Raw genomic sequence first — 20,871 nt, 5'->3', positions numbered from 1 at the left:
CATCGGTGCGAACGTATTCGAATATCACTGACCAAAAAACAGGTAGGAGAAACATGCCGACTTCCGCTAAAACCGCTGCCAAGAAAGCCCCGGCCAAGAAAGCCACGGCGAAGACTGCCGCACCGGCGAAGAAAGCTGCAGCACCGAAGGTTGCCGTCAAGAAAGTCGCTGCCAAGAAGACCACCACGGGCGCACTGTCGCCGGTCAAGGATACGTTCACGAAGGCATCGCTCGCGAACCATCTGGCCGAGCGCGCAGCAGTGGACGTGAAGGCAGTCAAGGCCGTGATGGTCGCGCTGGAAGACACCATCCTCGGTTCGATCCACAAGAAGGGCGCCGGCGAATTCACGCTGTCGGGTCTTCTGAAGATCTCGGCTCAAGCCGTTCCGGCCAAGAAGAAGCGCTTCGGCAAGGACCCGTTCACGGGCACCGAGCGCTGGTTCCCGGCCAAGCCGGCAAGCGTCCGCATCAAGGCACGCGCGCTGAAGAAGCTGAAGGACGCAGCAGCATGAGTGCTCTGATGCTCTGATGCTCTGATGCTTTGACGTTGCGTTCGAAGTTCGCGTCCGTCAGGTTCGGCGCACGCGAAGCTTCGTGAAAAGAGGCCAGTACCCCATGCGTGGGGTACTGGCCTCTTTGACTTTCATGCTTGCTTTCAAGCGTGATTCGACGCCAGGCCAAGCAACGCGTGATCGGTTTCGCTGAAGACCGCGCTCACCCAATCCGCGAAAACCCGTACACGCGCCGACAACTGCCGGCTATGCGGATAGAGCACCGAGACAGGCATCGGCGGCGGCGCGAAGTCCGGGAGCACGAGCTGAAGGCGTCCTTCCGCGAGCGCATCATGGATGTGATAACGCGGCACCTGCACGATGCCGAAGCCTGCGAGCGCCGCCTGCGTGTACATCTCGACGCCGGTCACCGAGACCGTCGCCTTGAGTTCGACTGCCTCGATGCGGTCTCTCACGCTGAACTCCAGCGGCACCACGCGTCCCGTCGCACTCGACACATAGTTCACCGCGCGATGCGACATCAGCGCTTCGAGATCGTGCGGCATACCCGCCCGCGCGAGATACGCGGGGCTCGCTACCGTCACTTGTTCGAGCAATGCAACGCGCTTGCCGATCATCGAAGAATCCTGCAACGTGCCCGCGCGCAGCACGCAATCCACGCCTTCGCGCACGAGGTCGACGAGCCGGTCGTCTTCACCGATATGCAGCTCGATCTCTCCATAGCGTTCGATGAAGGCCGGCAGCCCCGGCATGATGAAGGTGCGCGCGAGCGTGCCTTGCAGGTTCACGCGCAGCAGGCCCTTGGGTTCGGCGTGACGGAACGATCCTTCCGCTTCTTCGAGATCGGCGATCAGCCGCACGCAGCGCTGGTAGTGCGCTTCGCCGTCGTGCGTGAGGCGCACGGTGCGCGTCGTGCGTTCGAGCAGGCGCGCGCCGAGCCGTTCCTCCATGCGCTTCATCAGATTGGTGACGGTGGCGCGGGGCATCTGCAGGTCGTCGGCGGCCTGCGTGAAGCTATGGCGCTCCGCGATGCGCACGAAGACCTGCATTTCCTGGAAGCGATCCATGGCGGTTCGATATCGATGAAGGATTGTTGAAGCAGATGGAACGATGATACTAAGCCCCGCCCGATGATCGCGGAAACGGAATGATTCATCATGCTGCTCATCGAACCTCACTCTTCAAGGAGCAGCAGCATGAACAAGACGGAACGTCAGCGCGTGGCCATCGTCACGGGTGCATCGCGCGGTATCGGTGCGGAGCTTGCGCGGCGTCTCGCGCGCGATGGCCTTGCCGTCGCGGTGAACTATGCATCGAGTGCGAAGGAGGCGGATGCGCTCGTCGCCGAGTTGCGCGAAGCGGGCGGCGTGGCGCTTGCGGTGCGTGCGAACGTCGCGAATGCCGAGGAAGTGCGCAGCATGTTCGCGACGGTCGAGGCCGAGCTCGGGGCGGTCGATGTCCTCGTCAACAACGCGGGCGTGATGAAGACGATGCCCATCGCCGACACCAGCGATGCCCTCTACGACCAGACCTTCGACATCAACGTGCGCGGCACCTTCAACACGTTGCGCGAGGCTGCGGCGCGCATGGGCGAGGGCGGACGCATCGTCAACTTCTCGAGCACGGCGCTGGCCCTCAACATGCCCGGCTACGCGATCTACAACGCGACCAAGGCAGCGGTCGAATCGATGACGCACGTCTTCGCGAAGGAACTGCGCGGGCGCGGCATCACGGTGAACGCGGTGGCGCCAGGGCCGGTGGCCACGTCGCTGTTCCTCGACGGCAAGACCGACGAGCAGATCGCGGGCATGGCGAAAATGGCGCCGCTGGAGCGGCTCGGGCAGCCGGACGACATCGCGTCGGTGGTTGCGTTCCTGGTCGGGCCGGACGCGGGCTGGGTGAACGGCCAGGTGCTGCGCGCGAACGGCGGACTCGCGTAAACGGGCGTTCCGAAGCTCAGAAGCTCAGCGCGAACTGTGCCTCGGCGGGGGCGCGGCGTCGTGCCGGGTGCGTTGCCTTTACTTTTGCCGCATGGGTCGCGCGGCGCACGCTTGCGGGCGGCTCCTGGGCGATGAGATGGAATCCCGGCCGCGCATCGCACGCGATCCATTCGAGCCGGCCCGCCGCGAGGCGTTTAGCGATCAGCGCATACACGTCGGAATCGAACGGACGCAGGTCGGGGGCATCGTCGAGCAGCGCGGCGATGTCCTCGCGTTTGGCACAGGTGCCGAGGTAGCACCAGCGATCGATCACATGCCACGCTTCCTGCGTCGAACCTTCGTTGCGTTCGGCAATGGCGATCGGTCCTTCATGCGGCCAGCGCACGAGACGTGCGTTTTGCAGCGCGTCGAGCGCGCGCGTGGCGTGATCGGCGAAGCTTTCCATGCCTGCACACGAACCCCGGCAGCGCTTCACCTGATAGCCGAAACAGCCGCGTCCGCGCGATAGCGGCGCTTTCTCGAGACCGAGTGTCACGGGACAGAGCGCGTGTTCATCGGCGAGATGGCGCAGGAAGGCATGCGCTTTTGCGCGCGTCGCGAAGACGCCGAACAGCTGATCCTCCCGCGACAGATCGCGCCGGCTTGCTTTCACGAGCACCGGCGCGGGTGCGCCCGGCAGCCATTGCCAGGCGCACGCGCCCGACGCGCCCTTCAACAGCCGGTTATGCGCCGGTTTCAGATCCTTCACGAGCTTCGCTTCGAGCAGCAGCGCGCCGAGTTCTCCGACCGTCTCACGGGTTTCGATGCGGCGGATGGACTGCGAGATCGCCAGATCCTTGGCAAGCCTGTGATCGCCCGAAAAATGCGCCGTGACGCGCTGTTTCAGGTTGATGCTCTTGCCGACGTAAAGCGGAATATCGTCGTCGCCGTGGAAGAGATAGACGCCGGGCGTCGCGGGCAGCGTATCGAGCGTGCCTTCGGGCAGCGCGGCCGGCAGGCTCGCGCGGCGCACCAGCGCCTTGATGGCGCTATTGACGAGATCCTGCGAGTACAGCGCGTGGATCTTCTGCCAGAACTGCCAGAGCAGATCGGCGTCGGCGAGCGCGCGATGGCGTCCCGTCGGCGCGAGGTCGAGCCTTGCGATGAGCGCGTCGAGGCCATGCCGCTCGACCGACGGAAACAGCGCCCGCGACAGCCGCACCGTGCACAAGGTATCCGCACGAAAGGCGATGCCCGCGCGACGGAATTCGTTCTTGAGAAAGCCGTAGTCGAAGCGCGCGTTGTGCGCGATGAAGAGCTTGCCTTGCAGCCGCTCGGCCAGCGCCGGGGCCAGCGATGCGAAGCTCGGCTGGCCGCGCAACATCGCGTCTTCGATGCCGGTCAGCCGCGCGATGAACGGCGGCACCGGCACGCCGGGATCGACCAGCACGCTCCAGCGCTCGATACCCGCCGTGCTCGCTTCCACCACGCCGATTTCGGTGATGCGGTCTTCGGTCGCATTCGAGCCGGTGGTTTCCAGATCGACGAACACGATGGGACGCGCAAGGCCGGCGAGGAGGGCATCGGCGAGAGCGTCGCTGATTTCGATTGCTTCGGGGACTTCGGACATGATGAGGCGCGGGGCGTGAAGCAGGAAGTCTAGCGCGAAACGCCTTTTGGTCTCGCCAACGCCCTGAAAAAACGGTCGTGCCGTGCCGTTAAGCGCTCGGAAGCGCGCTGGATGAAATGCGCAGGCGCGCTCAGTACAATGACGTTTTGCTTGCTTCAGGATGGATCGACATGACTTATTGCGTGGGTATGTGCGTGGACGAGGGACTCGTGTTCCTCTCCGATACCCGCACCAACGCCGGCGTGGACCACGTGAGCGCCGCGCGCAAGATGGTGGTCTTCGAACAGCCGGGCGAGCGCGTCCTCGTGCTGCTCACGGCGGGCAACCTGGCCATCACGCAGGCCGTCACGCAACTGCTCGCCGAACCGTCCGATCCGAGCGCGCCCACGCTCTACAGCGTCGCGACCATGCCGGAGGCGGCGCGGGTCGTCGGCGACGCGGTGCGCGAGGTGCATCGGCGCGATGCGTCGTCGCTCGCGGAGTTCAGCGTCGACTTCAATTGCAGTTTCATTGTCGGCGGACAGATTTGCGGCCAGCCGCCGCGCCTGTTCATGATCTACGCGGCGGGCAATTTCATCGAATCGACGCGGGTGTCGCCGTATTTCCAGATCGGCGAATCGAAATACGGCAAGCCGATCATCGACCGCGTCATCACGCCGGCATCGCCGCTCGACGAAGCCGCCAAGTGCGCCCTCATTTCGATGGACTCCACGCTGCGCTCGAACCTGTCCGTTGGCTTGCCGCTCGATCTGCTGGTGTACGAGAAGGACGCGCTGTGCGTGACGCGCTTCGCCACGCTCGACAGCAACAGCGCCTACTACCAGATGATCAACAAGACGTGGGGCGAGCGCCTGCGGCAGTTGTTCGGCGAGATCCCTAATCCCGCGTGGACCGAGCCCGGCAACGTGCCGCTGCGTCCGCGCGATGCGCGCAACACGGTGCCGCGGCTCGTTATCGGCGATCTGCCGTGTCCCGAAGCGCCCGCGCAGACATTGGCCGAAGACGTGCCTTCGGGCAGCGCGCCGCGGCAATAGTCATCAGCTCATGCCCGCCGCACAGGACGACGGCAGCGCCGCTTTCACGGCGCTCATCTTCGACGGCGAATCCACCAGTACGGCATCGATGCCGAGACACGCGGCGGCGCGGTAGTCCTCCGCCGTGTCGATGCCGATCGCGACGATCCGGGTCTTGCCTCGCGCGCCGAAGCAGCGCACGGCGTCGGGCGTCCAGAGCTTCGCTGTCACTGCCGTGCGCGCTTCGCCCAGCGTGAAGGTTTCGACGAGCTCCATCTTTCTTTCGAACTCGAACGCGGTCCATGTGCCGGGAGGCGGGGGCGCTTCGCAGGTCTGTTCCAGTGCGACGGCCGCGAGCCGCGCCCGGGTGGCATCGCGCGATTCAAACAGCACGGCTTGCGGCCACGCAGCGAAGGCCTCCTGATAGGACGCGTCCGTCGAGTAGATCAGCACGCGCGTCCAGGCGGCTTCCTCGTTCAGCACGCGCGCTACCGCTGCGGCTTGCGGCTCGGCCGGCAGCGCCTTCATGTCGAGCATGACGGGCACGCCGGGCGGAATCGCGCGCAAGGCTTGCGCGAGCGTGGGAATGCGCAGCGGTGTCTCACGGTACGGATAGCGCGTTACGCCAGCCGCATCGATGCGCGCAAAGCGCCAGCCTGCATTGAGACGTTCGAGCGAGGCGAGATCGGTGTCAGCGACCGCGCCCTGGCCTTCGGTATTCGCCGACAGATCCGCCGGACGATACAGCACCGGCACGCCGTCGCGCGTGAGCTGCACGGTCAGCCAGATGGCATCGGCATGATTCTTCAGCGCGCCTTCGATGGCGAGCAGCGTGTTCTCGGGGAAATCGGCTGCGCCTGCGCGATGCGCGATGATCATCGGCGCGGCGGGGGAATCGTCGCTGCGGGCGGCCCCGCATCCCGCCACGGCGATGCAGATAACAAGGGCAGCGGCGAACGCGGCGGCGTGGCGAAACGGCATCGAATCAGACTCCGAACGGCTTGAGGTTCGGGAGATTCTGCCGCGATCATCGAGCGATGTGATCTTCCACCCGCTCGATTCAACCATTTGTCACGTTACTGACGCGCAAAAAAAACAGCCATCGGCATGCCGATGGCTGTTCGAGCGTCTTGCGGTCCTGCCAGCGCGACATCTGCATGTCGCGCGAGCCGGTTGTTCTTAGAACTTGTGGCGAACGCCGACGATGACCATTTCCTGGTGGCTGCGGCCGCTTTCGTAGCCGTACGAGCCGATCGACGCTTGTGCCGAGTTCACCGTACCCGTCGTTGCATCGCGCTGGTCGCCGCTTGCGTGCTGGTAAGCAGCAACAGCGTAGAAGTCCGTGCGCTTCGACAGCGAGTAGTCGGCGCCGAGGCTGACCTGATGGTAGGTCGCCGACGTATCGCCGCCTGCCTTCGTGTAGGTGTAGCCCAGACCCGTCAACAGAGCCGGCGTGACCTGGAAGTTCACGAAGCCGTTGCCGGTGTTGAAGTGTTCCGAACCGAAGCGCGAACCACCGTCAGCCTTGAATTGCGAGTTGCTGTACGAACCGCCGACCGTGAATGCGCCGATCGAGTACTGCACCGCGCCGCGAGCGATGCCGATGGCATGAGCCGAAGCGTAGGCGTTGTTGATCGGGCCGTCGAACAGTGCGTCGGACGTGGAGCTGGTCCAGCCGCTTGCGCCCGTCGGCGGCGTGCGGCCGGCGCTCGGGTTGTTCGCGTAGAAGTAGCCGCCTGCGATAGCCAGCGGGCCGTTGTTGTACGTCGCTGCACCCGACCACGTCTGACCTTGACCGGTTGCGCCGGCAACGCCCGACACGCCGTACAGACCTTCAACCTGGAAGCCTGCGAAGTTCGGCGAAACGTACTTGACCGCATTGCTCACGCGCAGCGAGTTGTCGTAGTTGTCGATGTCGCCCGGCGTTGCGAAGATGGCGCCCCAGTAGTTGTCAGCCGTGATGCCCTGGACCATGTCAACCAGCGGGTCGTATTGACGACCGAGGGTGACCGTACCCCACTGATTGCCCGACAGACCGACGAATGCCTGACGGCCGAATTCGCGACCGCCCTGTCCGAGTTGGCCCGTGCCAACGTCAAAACCGTTTTCCAACTGGAAGATTGCCTTCAGACCGCCACCCAAGTCTTCTTGACCCTTCAGGCCCCAACGGTCGCCGGACAGGTTGCCGTTGATCATGCCGACCAGCTTGTCGCCGTTCGCGTTTGCATGGCTCACATAGCCAATGCCCGCATCGATCACGCCGTAGAGCGTCACGCTCGTTTGGGCCTGAGCTGCGCCAGCCGCGCCGAGCAGTGCCAGCGACAGGGACGTCAGTGCGAATTTCTTCATCGAATTCTCCACGCGAATGTTTAATATGTTGTTGCTGGCGCAGAGAATAACGCAACGTTTCGAAACTTTAGAAATGAAAAAATATAGATTGTCTCGAAAAACACACACTTGATGCAACACAAGCCAGTAAAGGGTTTGCGGCAAGTTTGAAAGCAGATGACCGACGACAGAAGGCACCTCGAAAAGTTCCGCACGAGCGCCGGCATGGCGAAACTTCAACTGCGCTGCTTTATTCGATTACCTTCTGTTTGAATAACAAACGGCCTTTTCGAGTTTGCTTTTTTGGGCCGTTGCGGATGATTGGCGCACGAGATCAATCGCGGGTTATTTCTTCTGACGATCGTGACGTGTCGCGACGCGATAGCAGCGCCACTGCCATGCCGGCGCTCGCCGCCACCAACACTGCGCGCCACGGATGCCGGCGCACCGCCTGGTTGGCGTTCGACGCCTTGCGGGTCGCGCCGATCATGGCGATTGCGGTGGCGCGTGTCGCTGTCGATTCGGCTCGCGCGAGCTTGCGCGACAACTCGAGCGCCCGCGCAACCGCCGATACTTTCTTGCGCGCCTGACCGGTCAACTGCTGGGCATGCTGGGCGCGCGCACCGATGACGCGTCGCGCGCTCGCGCTCACAGGGGCATCCGGACGCATGCTGGCGGCCGTGGCGGGCAGGGCGGCGGCACTTGCCGCATTGGCGGGCGTTGCGGGACGCGTCGAGGACGCGAGCAGCGAGCCGATCTTCGCGCGGCTGCCGGGCGGCACCTTGCCATTGTTCTGCATGCCCCATGCGCCGCGCGGATCATGCAGACGCGCCCGCGCCGCCGAGAATTCCGCGCCGAGCAGCAGGACAGCCGCCGAAAAATACAGCCACATCAACAGCACCGCGAGCGAACCCGCCGCGCCGAATGCGCTGGCCGTGCCCGCATGCGTCAGATAGACGGCGAACAACTTCTTGCCCGCGGAGAACAGCACCGCGGCCACCAGCCCGCCGACGAGCGCATCGCGCCATTCGACCGGCGCGTCGGGCAGGAACTTGAGCAGTCCGCCGAAGGCCGCCGACAGGATCACGAGCCCGACCACCATCTGCACGATATCGCCGATGATCACAAAGGGCGATTCGCCCCACAGCCACATCCCGACGGCCTGGATGGCGGTATCGAGCACCAGCGACACGATCAGCAGGAAAGCGACACCCAGCACCAGACCGAACGACACGAGCCGCACGCGCACCATCGCGAAGACGCCGGAGCGCTGTTCGCCGGTCATCGGCCACACGAGGTTGAGCGCGGTATTGAGTGAAGAAAAAGTAGCCGACGCACCAATGGCCAGCAGCGCGAACGAAATGATCGCGGCGATGCCCGTGCCGCTGCTGCGGTGCGCATTCTCGACGATGCTCTGCACGCCCGCAGCCGCCTGATCGCCGATCAGGCCGTTGACCTGATGGAACAACTGCCCGCGCGCCGCCTCCGGCCCGAAGATCCAGCCCGCGACGGCGATCACCATGACGAGCGTCGGCGCGAGCGAGAAGGCGGAATAGAAGGCAATGCTTGCCGCCATGGCGGCGCAGCGGTCTTCGGAAAACTTCTTGAGCGCGCCGACGGCCCAAGATGCATCTTTCCTGACGGCGGCTTCGATCTTCTGCGTTGACACGGAACTCATGGCGGACCTCTCGGTTCGGTAAGACGCGCAGGGCGCCCGGACTTGAGGTCGGGAGAGCAGGTTCCATTCCAGAACGTTCAGGAGGCATGCGTCTCAGGCGCGTACATTGCTTCATCGGGACGTTCCGGACATGAAGACGCTGCCGCCACTGCATCTTTACTGCAGGTGTCACCGAGCACCCTTACACTCTGGAAACCCACTTTACGACACGCCGAGGGCAATCATGCTCCAAATGTCACGGCGACAGTTCCTCAAGGTCTCCGCGAGCACGCTCGCCGGATCGAGCCTGGCGGCAATGGGCTTCTCTCCGGCTCCCGCGCTTGCCGAAGTCCGGCAATACAAACTGTCGCGCACCACGGAAACGCGCAATACCTGTCCGTACTGTTCAGTCGGATGCGGCATCCTGATGTATGGCCTCGGCGACAACGCCAAGAACGCCAAGGCCAGCATCATCCACATCGAGGGCGACCCGGATCATCCGGTCAATCGCGGCACCCTCTGTCCGAAAGGCGCCTCGCTCATCGACTTCATTCACAGCCCGAGCCGTCTGCTTCATCCGGAATACCGCGCGCCTGGATCGAGCGAGTGGAAACGGATGTCGTGGGAGGACGCGCTCGACCGCATCGCTACGCTTCTGAAGGAAGACCGCGATGCCAATTTCGTCGAGAAGACGGCGGACGGCAAGACGGTCAATCGCTGGCTGACCTCGGGCTACCTGGCGGCGTCGGCGGGCAGCAACGAGGTCGGCTATCTGACGCACAAGACGGTGCGCAGCTGGGGAATGCTCGCATTCGACAATCAGGCGCGTGTCTGACATGGCCCGACGGTGGCAGGTCTTGCCCCGACGTTTGGCCGTGGAGCGATGACGAACCATTGGGTCGACATCAAGAACGCGGACGTGATTCTCGTGATGGGCGGCAATGCCGCCGAGGCGCACCCGTGCGGCTTCAAGTGGGTGACCGAAGCGAAGGCGCATCGCAAGACGCGTCTCATCGTGGTGGATCCGCGCTTCACGCGCACGGCATCGGTCGCGGATTTTTACGCGCCGATCCGCACCGGCTCGGACATCGCGTTCCTGGGCGGCGTGATCAACTATCTGCTCACGCACGACAAGATCCAGCACGAGTATGTGAAGAATTACACGGACATGTCGTTCATCGTGCGCGAGGACTTCGTGTTCAAGGACGGCCTGTTCTCGGGCTATGACGCCGAGCATCGCAAGTACGACAAGTCGACTTGGGACTACGAGCGCGGCGACGACGGCTATGTGAAGACCGATCCGAGCTTGCAGCATCCGCGCTGCGTCTACAACCTGCTGAAGCAGCACTACGCTTCGTACACCCCGGAGATGGTGACCAAGGTCTGCGGCACGCCGACCGACAAGTTCCTCAAGGTCTGCGAGATGCTCGCCACGACCGCCGCGCCGAATCGCGCGGGCACGATTCTCTACGCGCTCGGCTGGACGCATCATTCGGTCGGCGCGCAGATGATCCGCACGGGCGCGATGGTGCAGCTTCTGCTTGGCAACATCGGCATAGCGGGCGGCGGCATGAACGCACTGCGCGGGCACTCGAACATCCAGGGCCTCACCGATCTCGGCCTGATGTCGAACCTCTTGCCCGGCTACATGACCCTGCCGATGGAAGCCGAACAGGACTTCGACGACTACATCACGAAGCGCGCGTCGCAGCCGTTGCGGCCGAACCAGCTGAGTTACTGGAAGAACTATCGGGCGTTCCACGTGAGCTTCATGAAGTCATGGTGGGGCGAGAACGCCACCGCCGACAACAACTTCGGCTTCGACTATCTGCCCAAGCTCGACAAGTCCTACGACATGCTGCAGGTCTTCGAGCTGATGGCCGCGGGCAAGATGAACGGCTACATCTGCCAGGGCTTCAATCCGCTGGCCGCGGCGCCCAACAAGGCGAAGGTCGGGCTCGGGCTGTCGAAGCTGAAGTGGCTGGTCATCATGGATCCGCTCGCGACCGAGACGTCCGAGTTCTGGAAGAACCACGGCGAGTTCAATGATGTCGATTCGTCGACGATCCAGACGGAGGTATTCCGGCTGCCCACGACCTGTTTCGCGGAGGAACGCGGCTCGCTGGTCAGCTCGTCGCGTGTGTTGCAGTGGCACTGGCAGGGCGCGGTGGGACCGGGCGAGGCGCGCAGCGACCTGGAGATCATGTCGGGTCTGTGGCTGCGCATGCGTCGCGCTTATCAGGAAAAGGGCGGCGCGTATCCCGATCCGATCCTCAAGATGAGCTGGCCCTACGCCGATCCGGAAAGCCCGACGCCGGAAGAGATCGCGATGGAGTTCAACGGCCGCGCGCTCGCCGATGTCACCGATCCCGCCGACAAGACCAAGGTGCTCGCGAAGCAAGGCGAGCAGCTGGCGAGTTTCGCGCAATTGCGCGACGACGGCTCGACCGCGAGCGGCTGCTGGATTTTCTGCGGTTCGTGGACGCAGGCGGGCAACCAGATGGGCCGGCGCGACAACGCGGACCCCACCGGCATCGGCCAGACGCTCGGCTGGGCCTGGGCGTGGCCGGCGAACCGGCGGGTGCTGTACAACCGCGCGTCGTGCGACGTGAACGGCAAGCCCTTCGATCCGTCGCGCAAGCTGATCGCATGGAACGGGCGCGCGTGGACCGGTCCGGATATCCCCGACTTCAAGGTCGACGAACCGCCCGACAAGGGCATGAGCCCGTTCATCATGAACCCCGAGGGCGTAGCGCGTTTCTTCGCCCGCGACGGCATGAACGAAGGCCCGTTCCCCGTGCATTACGAGCCGTTCGAGACGCCCATCGGCTATAACCCGTTCTTCCCGGACAACAAGGCGGTGACGAGCAATCCGGCGGCGCGCGTGTTTCCGGATGACCGCGCGGCGTTCGGCACGGCGGACAAGTTCCCGAACACCGGCACGACCTATCGTCTGACCGAGCACTTCCACTACTGGACCAAGCACGCGCGCCTGAACGCGATCGTGCAGCCGCAGCAGTTCGTGGAGATCGGCGAGGAACACGCAAAGGAAGTGGGCGTAGTGGCGGGAGACCGCGTGAAGGTATCGAGCAATCGCGGACATATCGTCGCGGTGGCGCTCGTCACCAAGCGCATCAAGCCATTGATGGTGGAGGGCAAGAAGGTCCATACCGTCGGCCTGCCGCTGCACTGGGGCTTCAAGGGCCTCGCGCAGCCGGGCTATCTCGTCAACACGCTGACGCCTTCCGTAGGCGACGGGAACTCGCAGACGCCGGAGTTCAAGTCGTTTCTCGTGAAAGTGGAAAAGGCATAGGGAGGACGGCATGGCATTGCAATCGCTGGATATCAAGCGCCTCTCGGCCACCACCACGCCGCCGCCCGGCGACCGCGTGCCCGTCACGGGCACGGTCGCGAAGCTGATCGACGTGTCGAAGTGCATCGGCTGCAAGGCGTGCCAGACGGCCTGCATGGAGTGGAACGACCTGCGCGACGACATCGGTCACACGACCGGCATCTACGACAACCCGCGCGACCTGACCGAGCACTCGTGGACGGTGATGCGTTTCACCGAATACGAGAACCCGAAGGGCGATCTCGAATGGCTGATCCGCAAGGACGGCTGCATGCACTGCGAGGATCCGGGCTGCCTGAAGGCGTGTCCGTCGCCGGGCGCGATCGTGCAGTACACCAACGGGATCGTGGACTTTCACGAGGAGAACTGCATCGGCTGCGGGTATTGCATCACGGGCTGTCCGTTCAATATTCCGCGGCTCTCGAAGGAAGATCATCGCGTGTACAAGTGCACGCTGTGTTCGGACCGCGTCGCGGTGGGACAGGAGCCCGCGTGCGTCAAGACCTGCCCGACCGGCGCAATCATGTTCGGCACCAAGGTGGACATGCAGCAGCAGGCGGCGGAGCGTGTCGAGGACCTGAAGGAACGCGGCTTCGAGCATGCCGGACTGTACGATCCGGCGGGCGTGGGCGGCACGCACGTGATGTACGTGCTGCACCACGCGGATCAGCCGGAGCTTTATCACGGTCTGGCGAAGGATCCGCATATCAGTCCGCTGGTGTCGATCTGGAAGGGCGTGACGAAGCCGCTGGCGATGATCGGCATCGGCATTGCGGCGCTGGCCGGGTTCTTCCATTACACGCGTATCGGGCCGAACGAAGTCAGCGACGAAGACGAAATCGAGGCGCAGCGCGAGGCGGATGAAGTGCGTCACCGCCGTGAGGGCGGACAGGAGCGAAGCGATGAAACACGATAGCGAACTGCGTGACGTCAAGGGGCATCGGCTGATACAGCGCTACACGCCGAACGAGCGCACGAATCACTGGATCACCGCGATCACCTTCGTGCTGCTCGCGCTCTCCGGGCTCGCGATGTTTCATCCTTCGATGGCGTGGCTTTACGCGGTGTTCGGCGGCGGACAGTGGACGCGCATCTTGCATCCGTTTGTGGGCTGCGTGATGTTCGTGTCGTTCCTGATCCTCGCGCTGCGGTTCTGGCATCACAACTATCTGGACCGCAACGACGTGCAGTGGATGAAACAGATCGGCGACGTGCTCACGAACCGCGAGGACCGGTTGCCGGAGATCGGCAAGTACAACGCCGGGCAGAAGCTGCTGTTTTTCGTGATGGTGGCGAGTCTCGTGCTGCTGCTGCTGAGCGGGATCGTGATCTGGCGGCGTTACTTCGCGTTCTATTTTCCGATCACGGTGGTGCGCGTGGCGTCGATCGTGCATGCGGCGACGGCCTTCGTGCTGATCGTGTCGATCATCGTGCATATCTATGCGGCGCTGTGGATCAAGGGATCGATCGGCGCGATGACGCGCGGCACGGTCACGTTCGGATGGGCGCGGAAGCATCATCCGAGGTGGTTTCGGGAGATGATCGGGAAGTAGGGGGTTCGTCTCAGGCTCAGGCGGGAGCAGGATGTTTTACGTCCCGCGTCCTTGATGCTGATCCAATTCACCAGGTCATCGGAAACCGGTGCCTTGGAGTCGCAGCGCGCGATAAGCTGATCCAGAGAGTATCGGGGTCGTGCCGGCGCAAGCACGATTCCCTCCGAACGGATCTCAACGACGAGCCTGTCACCTATGGTGACGCGAGCTTGCTCGAGCAGCGCGGCGGGCAAACGCAAAGCGGCACTATACCCCCACTTCTGAATCGACAGTTCCATCTTGATTTCCTCAACGTGTCTTGACTCAAGCTACGCGAAATCGTAGCGCTCATCGACGCGATGTCTTTCTCTCAGGCGGCCCTTGCAACGTGTTTTTAAGCAAAACACAGTGATTTCAGACTGCTCTGAGCGCGCGCATGGATACTGCTATGCTTGACGCGCGTGTCCGTTCGAACAGACTGCCTTGTTGCCCGATACTTCCATCCAGGAGCCGCCGTGGTCCAACGCATCATCGAAGCCGCTGAGATCGAGTCGCTCGATCCCTCGGCGATCCCTAGATTGCGCATGCCCGAGCGTGCCACGGTGTTCGCTTCACGCGCCGCACGGCTGCTGCAACTCGCGGATGCGAGCAGTCCCATCGGCGGCTATCTGCGGCTGATGTCCGCGCTCGCTGACACGCAGCAGCGCGTTCTGTCCCAGTTCCAGGCGCCGATGCCCGCGCGCGAATCGATTCAAATGAATCAGCGGCATTCGATGCCGATCATCCCCGCACTCACCGATCACCGCGATCCCGCCTGGCGCGACGTGTTGTTCATGCTGCTCGACGGCATCGAGGCGGCTGGCGCGCTGACGCCCGCGCTCGTGCAACTGGTGGCGCGTCTGCGCACGATGGACACCGCCACGCTCGACAATCAGGCCGACGCCATCCTTGCCTTGCGCTTCGCCGAGATCGATCCGGCCGCCGCGCCCTTCGTCGCGGCGGCGCTGCAAGTCGTCTGGACCGATCTCGCGAGCCGCGTCAACATGCGCGACGTGCCCTACCTCGACGCGCCCGGCGTCTGTCCCGTGTGCGGCTCGGTGCCGGTGGCGAGCATCGTGCGCGTCGGCGGTCCGTATGAAGGGTATCGCTATGTGCAGTGCGGGCTGTGCGCGACGGAGCTGCACGTGGTCCGCGCAAAATGCACGAACTGCGATTCGACCAAGGGCATCGCTTATCACGCGATGGGCACGGGCGACGAAAGCGAGGACGACAAGGCCGAGCAGGCGAAACGCGCGGCGCTCAAGGCTGAGTCGTGCGACGAATGCGGCACGTATCGCAAGATCGGCTACCAGGACAAGGCGTTCGACTTCGAACCCTACGCCGACGATCTCGCGAGCCTCACACTCGACCTGTTGATGGGCGATGCCGGTTATCGCCGTGCCGCGCCGCATCCCTGGCTGTGGCCCGAACAGCCTGACGAATCATGAGCGACGTCCGGGGAAGCGACGGCGGTGAACTGCGTGCGTTGATGGCGCGCGTGCCGTCGGTCGAGCGCGTGCTGGGCGCGGCGGAATTCGCGGACGTGATCGCCGCCCATGGACGCACACAGACGCTCGCGGCCCTGCGCGCCACGCTGGATGCTTGGCGCAGCGATGCGCAGGCCGGCCGGGCAACCGTCGATGCATTGAGCGACGCCGCACTGGCGCAAGCGGTGAGCGCGGTGCTTTCGGCTCGGGCGCGCAGCGCGGTGCGCAGCGTCTTCAATCTCACCGGAACCGTGCTGCATACGAATCTGGGCCGCGCGCTGCTGCCGGACGAAGCCGTCAGCGCGGTGACGGAAGTCCTCACGCGGCCCGCGAACCTCGAATTCGATCTCGACACCGGAGCGCGCGGCGATCGCGATGACCTCATCAACGGCCTCATCTGCGAGTTGACGGGCGCGGAGGCAGCGACCGTCGTCAACAACAATGCGGCGGCCGTGCTGTTGACGCTGTCGGCGCTTGCGTCGCGCAAGGAAGTGATCGTGTCGCGAGGCGAACTGGTGGAAATCGGCGGCGCGTTCCGCATTCCCGACATCATGAGCCGCGCAGGCGCAAGGTTGCGCGAAGTCGGTACGACGAATCGCACGCATCTCAAGGACTATGACGAAGCCATCGGCCCGAAGACCGCCCTGCTGATGAAGGTGCATTGCAGCAACTACGCCGTCACCGGCTTTACCAGGGAAGTGACACTCGCCGAACTCGCGCCGCTGGCCAAATCGCGTGATTTGCCCATCGCGGTGGATCTGGGCAGCGGCACGCTGGTCGATCTCGCGCAGTGGGGCCTGCCGCGCGAAGCGACGGTGCGGGAGACCGTCGACGCCGGCGCGGATCTCGTCACCTTCAGTGGCGACAAGCTGCTGGGCGGCCCGCAGGCCGGGCTGATCGTCGGCCGTCGCGAGCTGATCGCGAAGATCAAGAAGCATCCGCTGAAGCGCGCGCTGCGGGTCGGCAAGCTGACGCTCGCGGCGCTCGAAGCCGTGTTGCGGCTGTATCGGGCACCGGAGAATCTCCGCGAACGCCTGACGACGTTGCGCCTGCTCACGCGTCCCGCCGACGCCATGCGTCTCTGCGCCGAACGCATCCAGCCCGCGCTGCAGCAATGGATCGGCGATGCCTTCGTCGTGAGCGCCGAACCGATGTTCAGCCAGATCGGCAGCGGCGCATTGCCCGTCGATGTCCTGCCGAGCTACGGCCTGGCCGTGCGCCTCGCGAACGGCAAGCGTCCGGGCAGCCAGTTGAACCGCATCGAGAAGCGGCTGCGCGAGTTGCCGCGGCCCGTGATCGGACGCATCGCCGACGGCGCCTTGCGGCTCGACCTCCGCTGCCTCGAAGAAGGCGACGAAACCTTGTTCATCGCGCAACTGCGAGGGCCGGGCGCGCGAGGCGAAGAAGGATGATCGTCGGCACGGCGGGACATATCGATCACGGCAAGACGACGCTCACGCGCGCGCTGTCGGGCGTCGATACCGACCGTCTGAAGGAAGAGAAGGAGCGCGGCATTTCCATCGAACTGGGCTATGCGTACATGCCGCTGGCAGGCGGCGGCGTGCTCGGGTTCATCGACGTTCCCGGGCACGAGAAACTCGTTCATACGATGGCGGCGGGTGCGTGCGGCATCGACTTCGCGCTGCTCGTGATCGCCGCCGACGACGGCGTGATGCCGCAGACCCGCGAGCATCTCGCGATCCTCGAACTGCTCGGCGTGACGCGGGGCGCGGTGGCGGTGACGAAGGTCGATCGCGTGGACGCCGCGCGCCGCCGCGAGGTGCAGGCGGACATCGACGCGCTGCTCGCGCGCAGTCCGCTGCATGCGGCGCCGCGCTTCGATACCGACGCCACGCGCGAATACGATGCCGGCGTCGCCGCGCTGGCCGCGCATCTGCACGAAGCGGCGGCGCACGAGCGCGCGCGCCGCGACGACGGCTGGTTCCGGCTGGCGGTGGATCGCGTGTTCACGCTGGCGGGGCAGGGCACGATCGCGACCGGCACGGTGTTCGCGGGCCGCGTGGCGACGGGCGACGTGTGCGCGCTCGCGCCGCGCGGAACCTCGGGCGAGGCCGTGCGGGTGCGCAGCATTCATGCGCAGAATCGCGCGACGCAGACGGGCCGCGCGGGCGAACGCTGCGCGTTGAATCTCGCTGGCATCGAGAAGGATGCGCTGGGTCGCGGCGACTGGATCGTCGATGCGCGGCTGGCGCGTGCGTGTGAGCGTATCGACGTCGAACTGAGCCTGCTCGACGATGCGGCTCTCACGCTCCAGCACTGGTCGCCCTTGCATGTTCATCTCGGCACGACGCATCGCGTGGCGCACGTCGCGCTGCTCGACGGCGACACCTTGCAGCCGGGGCACACGGCGCGCGTGCAGCTCGTCTTCGATACCCCGGTGTGCGCGCTGCCCGGCGACCGCTTCATCGTGCGCAATGCGCAGGCGAGCCGCACGGTCGGCGGCGGCCGCGTGCTCGATCCGTTCGCGCCTGCCAGTAAGCGCCGCACGCCGCAACGCCGCGCCTGGCTCGATGCGCTCGCGGCGTGGCTCGATACCCAGCGTGTGGATGCGCTGTTCGAACAGGCGCCTTACGGCCTGCCGCGTTCGCTGATCGAGCATCTGTGCGGCGTGCCGATGGCGGCGCTCGCCTTGCCGGCCGACATGCGCGAGATTCCGCTGCAGAACGATGTGCTCTACGTGTCGGCTGCTTACTGGAACGTGCTGAACGCACGGCTCATCGACGCGCTGGGCGCGTTTCACGCACGCTTCCCCGATGAACAGGGCCCTGACGTCGCGCGCCTGCGCCGCATGGCCGCGCCGCTCGCGCCGGATGCACTGTGGCGCGCGCTCGTCGACGACGCCGTGGCGCAGAAGACGATTGCGCGAAGCGGTCCATGGCTGCATCTGCCGACGCACGCGGTGACGCTCGATGCGCGCGAGGAAACGCTGGCGCACGCGGTGCTGGCGTCGCTGCAACAAGGCCGGTTCGATCCGCCGTGGGTGCGCGATCTTGCACGAACGCACGGCGTCGCGGAAGAGGACATGCGCCGGCTGCTGAAGAAACTCGCGCGGCGTGGCGACGCGCATCAGGTGGTGCGCGACCTGTTCTACGACCGCGCGACGATCGGCGCACTGGCGCGGCTCGTGGCCGAACAGGCGGCGGCGCAGGGCGGCGGGCTGGGTGCGGCCCATTTCCGCGATGCAACGGGTCTCGGCCGCAAGCGCGCAATACAGCTTTTGGAGTTCTTCGACCGGGTTGGATACACTCGATTCCATCGCGACCTCCACCTGTTGCGCACCGACAGCCGCTGGCACGAGTCCGTCTGATGTCCGTCTGATCCGTCCTGTCCCTGGCCGGGTTCACCCTTGATCGCGATGGAGCATTACTACTTCAAGCTCTTGCATGTCCTGGCGAGTTACCCGGAATGGGCGCTCGCCGTGGTGCTGCTCGCGTCGTTCCTGGAATCGGTCGCGTTCATCGGCACCTTCGTGCCCGGCAGCACGGCGATGTTCATCGCGGGCGCGCTGGTCGGCACGGGCGCGTTGAATCTCGGCTGGGTATTCGTCTGCGCGATCGGGGGCGCAATTGCCGGCGATGCCGCGAGCTTCTGGTTTGGTCAGCGCTACGCGGACCGCATTGCGCAGATGTGGCCGTTCCGGACGCATCCCGGCGCGCTCACGGCAGGCAAGAAGTATTTCGAGAAGCATGGCGCGAAGAGCGTCGTGCTGGCGCGTTTCGTCGCGCCGATGCGCGCCGTCGTGCCGGTCGTCGCGGGCCTGACGGGCATGACGCCCGCGCGCTTCCTGGCCGTCAACATCCTGAGCGCGCTGGTCTGGGCGCCGACGCATATCCTGCCGGGCGTGGTGTTCGGCGCGTCGATCGAACTGGCGGGTGCGGTTTCGATCCGGCTCGTCGTGATCCTCATCATCCTCACCGCGCTCGCGTGGGTCGTGTTCAACATCGTGCGCGTGCTGGTTTCGCATGCGATGCGCTGGAGCATCCTGTCGCGCGATGCGCTGCTCGCCTGGGCCCGCAACAGCCGCGGACTGCCGGCGCGGCTCGTCGCGCGCGCGCTCGATCCGGCCAATCCGGCCACCGGCCTCATCGTGATGATCTCGACGCTGCTGCTTGCCTCGGCGGTGCTCTTCTTCTCGGTGCTCGCGAATGTCGCGCGCGGGGCGTCGATCGTGCAGGTGGATGTGTCGGTGTATCGGCTGCTGCAATCGTTCCGCTCCACCTGGACCGACTCCATCCTCGATGCCGCCGCCACGCTCGGCAGCACCGAGACGCTGCTCGTGCTGGGCGTGATGGTGATCGTGTGGATGAGCATCGAGCGGCGCTGGCGCACGGTCGCCTACTGGGTCGCGGCGCTGGCGTTCTCGCAGTTGCTGGTGGCCGCGATCCGCTTCACCGCGCACGAGCCGCTGGCCGTGTCGTTCGCGCCTTCGACGCACCGCTTTCCAAGCAGTCACGTCGCGGCGACGGTCGTGATCTACGGCTTCCTCGCGTTCCTGCTGCTGCGCCGCGTGCGGCTGCTGACGGGCGTGCTGGTCGCGATGGGGACGTCGGCGATCGTGACGGCGGTGGCGTTGGCGGGGCTCTACTTCGGCCGCTTCACGATCTCGGATGCGCTCGGCAGCGCGGCGCTCGCGGCCGTGTGGGTGTTCCTGATCGCGTTGACGGCCGTGTGGCGCAATCCGGCCAAGCCGAAGCCGCGGCCGTTGATGCCGGTCGCGGTGCTGGTCGTGATCTGCGCGAGCGTGGCGCTGCAACTGAGCGACGACACTGAAGCGCGCAGCGCGCCGCCCCGGTCCGTCGTCATTACGCCGATCCAATGGACCGATTCGGTCTGGCGGACCTTCTCGTGTTATCGCGCGAACATGGAAGGCGACCGGCGCGAGCCGATCACCGTGCAGTGGGCCGCGACGCCCGCGCAGATCCGCGCGCAGTTGTTGAGCCGCGGCTGGACCGAGGTGTCGCATGTGTCGCTGAAGAGCGTGTTGTCGGTGGTGCTGCCGAATGCGCCCGCCATCGATCTGCCGGCGCTGCCGCGCCTGAACAATGGCGAGCCGTCGAAGCTCGTGTTCGCGCGCTCGCCCTACGGCGCCGACGAGCGCGACGTGCTGCGCTTCTGGTCCACGCCATACGAGGTGCGCGAGCGTCCGGGCGTCGCGCCGACGCCCATCTGGCTCGGCGCCGTGGTGCACGAGCGGATCCGCCGTCCTTCGTGGCCGTTCAATGTGCTGAGGCCCGACCGGCGCGTCGATCCGATGGCCTTCGACCACGGCAAGAATTCGCCGTGGCAAGGCATCGAAATTGCAAGTAGCGCGGGATGCGGCAATGTGCCGGTGATGCTCGTTGAGTCGAGGGCGGAATGATGCGTTGGAACCAGCGTTCGCG

16 protein-coding genes are annotated in these 20,871 nt (G+C 65.0%); 10 read left to right on the top strand and 6 right to left on the bottom strand.

Annotated features, from left to right (window positions below):
* Positions 1-53: 53 nt before the first annotated feature.
* On the top strand, positions 54-512 hold the full coding sequence (locus QCE64_RS33090; RefSeq protein WP_309821010.1) for an HU family DNA-binding protein: 459 nt from the start codon (positions 54-56) through the stop codon (positions 510-512).
* A 143-nt stretch (positions 513-655) separates the two neighbouring features.
* Here the strand turns inward: QCE64_RS33090 and QCE64_RS33085 are convergent, their stop codons facing one another.
* Positions 656-1,579: a LysR family transcriptional regulator gene (locus tag QCE64_RS33085; RefSeq protein WP_309927013.1), complete on the bottom strand. Its 924-nt coding sequence runs from the start codon at positions 1,577-1,579 to the stop codon at positions 656-658.
* A 129-nt stretch (positions 1,580-1,708) separates the two neighbouring features.
* Here QCE64_RS33085 and QCE64_RS33080 point away from each other — a divergent pair, with 129 nt between their 5' ends.
* On the top strand, positions 1,709-2,452 hold the full coding sequence (locus QCE64_RS33080) for an SDR family oxidoreductase (RefSeq protein ID WP_309935184.1): 744 nt from the start codon (positions 1,709-1,711) through the stop codon (positions 2,450-2,452).
* A 16-nt stretch (positions 2,453-2,468) separates the two neighbouring features.
* On the opposite strand, the gene QCE64_RS33075 is transcribed toward QCE64_RS33080, so the two are convergent.
* Positions 2,469-4,061 (bottom strand): exonuclease domain-containing protein, encoded by a 1,593-nt coding sequence (locus QCE64_RS33075; protein WP_310008376.1) that lies wholly within the window; start codon positions 4,059-4,061, stop codon positions 2,469-2,471.
* A gap of 170 nt (positions 4,062-4,231) precedes the next feature.
* Here QCE64_RS33075 and QCE64_RS33070 point away from each other — a divergent pair, with 170 nt between their 5' ends.
* Positions 4,232-5,095, top strand: coding sequence for a proteasome-type protease (locus tag QCE64_RS33070; protein WP_310008374.1), 864 nt, complete (start codon positions 4,232-4,234; stop codon positions 5,093-5,095).
* A gap of 3 nt (positions 5,096-5,098) precedes the next feature.
* On the opposite strand, the gene QCE64_RS33065 is transcribed toward QCE64_RS33070, so the two are convergent.
* The 3 genes from QCE64_RS33065 to QCE64_RS33055 form a co-directional block, all read right to left on the bottom strand.
* Complete coding sequence (locus QCE64_RS33065) at positions 5,099-6,055, bottom strand: glycerophosphodiester phosphodiesterase family protein (RefSeq protein ID WP_310008372.1); 957 nt, start codon at positions 6,053-6,055, stop codon at positions 5,099-5,101.
* Positions 6,056-6,253: 198 nt separating this feature from the next.
* The gene (locus tag QCE64_RS33060; protein WP_309927002.1) at positions 6,254-7,423 is read right to left on the bottom strand and encodes a porin; all 1,170 of its coding nucleotides are present in this window, start codon (positions 7,421-7,423) and stop codon (positions 6,254-6,256) included.
* Between the two features lie 313 nt (positions 7,424-7,736).
* Positions 7,737-9,080, bottom strand: a complete 1,344-nt coding sequence (locus QCE64_RS33055) for a YihY/virulence factor BrkB family protein (protein ID WP_310008370.1) — start codon at positions 9,078-9,080, stop codon at positions 7,737-7,739.
* A 223-nt stretch (positions 9,081-9,303) separates the two neighbouring features.
* On the opposite strand from QCE64_RS33055, the gene fdnG reads away from it, so the two are divergent.
* From fdnG to QCE64_RS33040, 3 genes are read left to right on the top strand one after another with little or no spacing between them, the layout of a single operon-like run.
* Positions 9,304-12,372 (top strand): formate dehydrogenase-N subunit alpha, encoded by a 3,069-nt coding sequence (gene fdnG / locus QCE64_RS33050; protein ID WP_310008367.1) that lies wholly within the window; start codon positions 9,304-9,306, stop codon positions 12,370-12,372.
* Positions 12,373-12,382: 10 nt separating this feature from the next.
* Positions 12,383-13,327, top strand: coding sequence for a formate dehydrogenase subunit beta (gene fdxH / locus QCE64_RS33045; protein WP_309820995.1), 945 nt, complete (start codon positions 12,383-12,385; stop codon positions 13,325-13,327).
* Entirely contained in the window at positions 13,314-13,964 is a 651-nt protein-coding gene (locus QCE64_RS33040; protein WP_310008365.1) for a formate dehydrogenase subunit gamma, read from the top strand. The genes fdxH and QCE64_RS33040 overlap by 14 nt, the downstream gene beginning before the upstream one ends.
* Here the strand turns inward: QCE64_RS33040 and QCE64_RS33035 are convergent.
* Positions 13,928-14,242: an AbrB/MazE/SpoVT family DNA-binding domain-containing protein gene (locus QCE64_RS33035; RefSeq protein WP_310008363.1), complete on the bottom strand. Its 315-nt coding sequence runs from the start codon at positions 14,240-14,242 to the stop codon at positions 13,928-13,930. The genes QCE64_RS33040 and QCE64_RS33035 overlap by 37 nt on opposite strands.
* Before the next feature lie 216 nt (positions 14,243-14,458).
* On the opposite strand from QCE64_RS33035, the gene fdhE reads away from it, so the two are divergent.
* From fdhE to QCE64_RS33015, 4 genes are read left to right on the top strand one after another with little or no spacing between them, the layout of a single operon-like run.
* On the top strand, positions 14,459-15,430 hold the full coding sequence (gene fdhE, locus QCE64_RS33030) for a formate dehydrogenase accessory protein FdhE (protein ID WP_310008361.1): 972 nt from the start codon (positions 14,459-14,461) through the stop codon (positions 15,428-15,430).
* Complete coding sequence (gene selA / locus QCE64_RS33025) at positions 15,427-16,881, top strand: L-seryl-tRNA(Sec) selenium transferase (protein WP_310008359.1); 1,455 nt, start codon at positions 15,427-15,429, stop codon at positions 16,879-16,881. The genes fdhE and selA overlap by 4 nt, the downstream gene beginning before the upstream one ends.
* Entirely contained in the window at positions 16,878-18,797 is a 1,920-nt protein-coding gene (gene selB / locus QCE64_RS33020; protein ID WP_310008357.1) for a selenocysteine-specific translation elongation factor, read from the top strand. Before selA ends, selB begins: the two co-directional genes overlap by 4 nt.
* A gap of 48 nt (positions 18,798-18,845) precedes the next feature.
* Positions 18,846-20,849: a VTT domain-containing protein gene (locus QCE64_RS33015; protein ID WP_310008643.1), complete on the top strand. Its 2,004-nt coding sequence runs from the start codon at positions 18,846-18,848 to the stop codon at positions 20,847-20,849.
* Positions 20,850-20,871: the final 22 nt, after the last annotated feature.

The sequence above is a fragment of the Caballeronia sp. LZ043 genome (assembly GCF_031451075.1).
Lineage (GTDB): Bacteria > Pseudomonadota > Gammaproteobacteria > Burkholderiales > Burkholderiaceae > Caballeronia.
This window is presented reverse-complemented; position numbering and strand designations above follow the sequence as displayed.

What these genes read in the sequence shown, in the direction of transcription:
- QCE64_RS33090 (WP_309821010.1), top strand. Translation starts at nt 54, where the DNA reads ATGCCGACTTCCGCTAAAACCGCTGCCAAGAAAGCCCCGGCCAAGAAA.
- QCE64_RS33085 (WP_309927013.1), bottom strand. Translation starts at nt 1,579, where the DNA reads ATGGATCGCTTCCAGGAAATGCAGGTCTTCGTGCGCATCGCGGAGCGC.
- QCE64_RS33080 (WP_309935184.1), top strand. Translation starts at nt 1,709, where the DNA reads ATGAACAAGACGGAACGTCAGCGCGTGGCCATCGTCACGGGTGCATCG.
- QCE64_RS33075 (WP_310008376.1), bottom strand. Translation starts at nt 4,061, where the DNA reads ATGTCCGAAGTCCCCGAAGCAATCGAAATCAGCGACGCTCTCGCCGAT.
- QCE64_RS33070 (WP_310008374.1), top strand. Translation starts at nt 4,232, where the DNA reads ATGACTTATTGCGTGGGTATGTGCGTGGACGAGGGACTCGTGTTCCTC.
- QCE64_RS33065 (WP_310008372.1), bottom strand. Translation starts at nt 6,055, where the DNA reads ATGCCGTTTCGCCACGCCGCCGCGTTCGCCGCTGCCCTTGTTATCTGC.
- QCE64_RS33060 (WP_309927002.1), bottom strand. Translation starts at nt 7,423, where the DNA reads ATGAAGAAATTCGCACTGACGTCCCTGTCGCTGGCACTGCTCGGCGCG.
- QCE64_RS33055 (WP_310008370.1), bottom strand. Translation starts at nt 9,080, where the DNA reads ATGAGTTCCGTGTCAACGCAGAAGATCGAAGCCGCCGTCAGGAAAGAT.
- fdxH (WP_309820995.1), top strand. Translation starts at nt 12,383, where the DNA reads ATGGCATTGCAATCGCTGGATATCAAGCGCCTCTCGGCCACCACCACG.
- QCE64_RS33040 (WP_310008365.1), top strand. Translation starts at nt 13,314, where the DNA reads ATGAAACACGATAGCGAACTGCGTGACGTCAAGGGGCATCGGCTGATA.
- QCE64_RS33035 (WP_310008363.1), bottom strand. Translation starts at nt 14,242, where the DNA reads ATGGAACTGTCGATTCAGAAGTGGGGGTATAGTGCCGCTTTGCGTTTG.
- selA (WP_310008359.1), top strand. Translation starts at nt 15,427, where the DNA reads ATGAGCGACGTCCGGGGAAGCGACGGCGGTGAACTGCGTGCGTTGATG.
- selB (WP_310008357.1), top strand. Translation starts at nt 16,878, where the DNA reads ATGATCGTCGGCACGGCGGGACATATCGATCACGGCAAGACGACGCTC.
- QCE64_RS33015 (WP_310008643.1), top strand. Translation starts at nt 18,846, where the DNA reads ATGGAGCATTACTACTTCAAGCTCTTGCATGTCCTGGCGAGTTACCCG.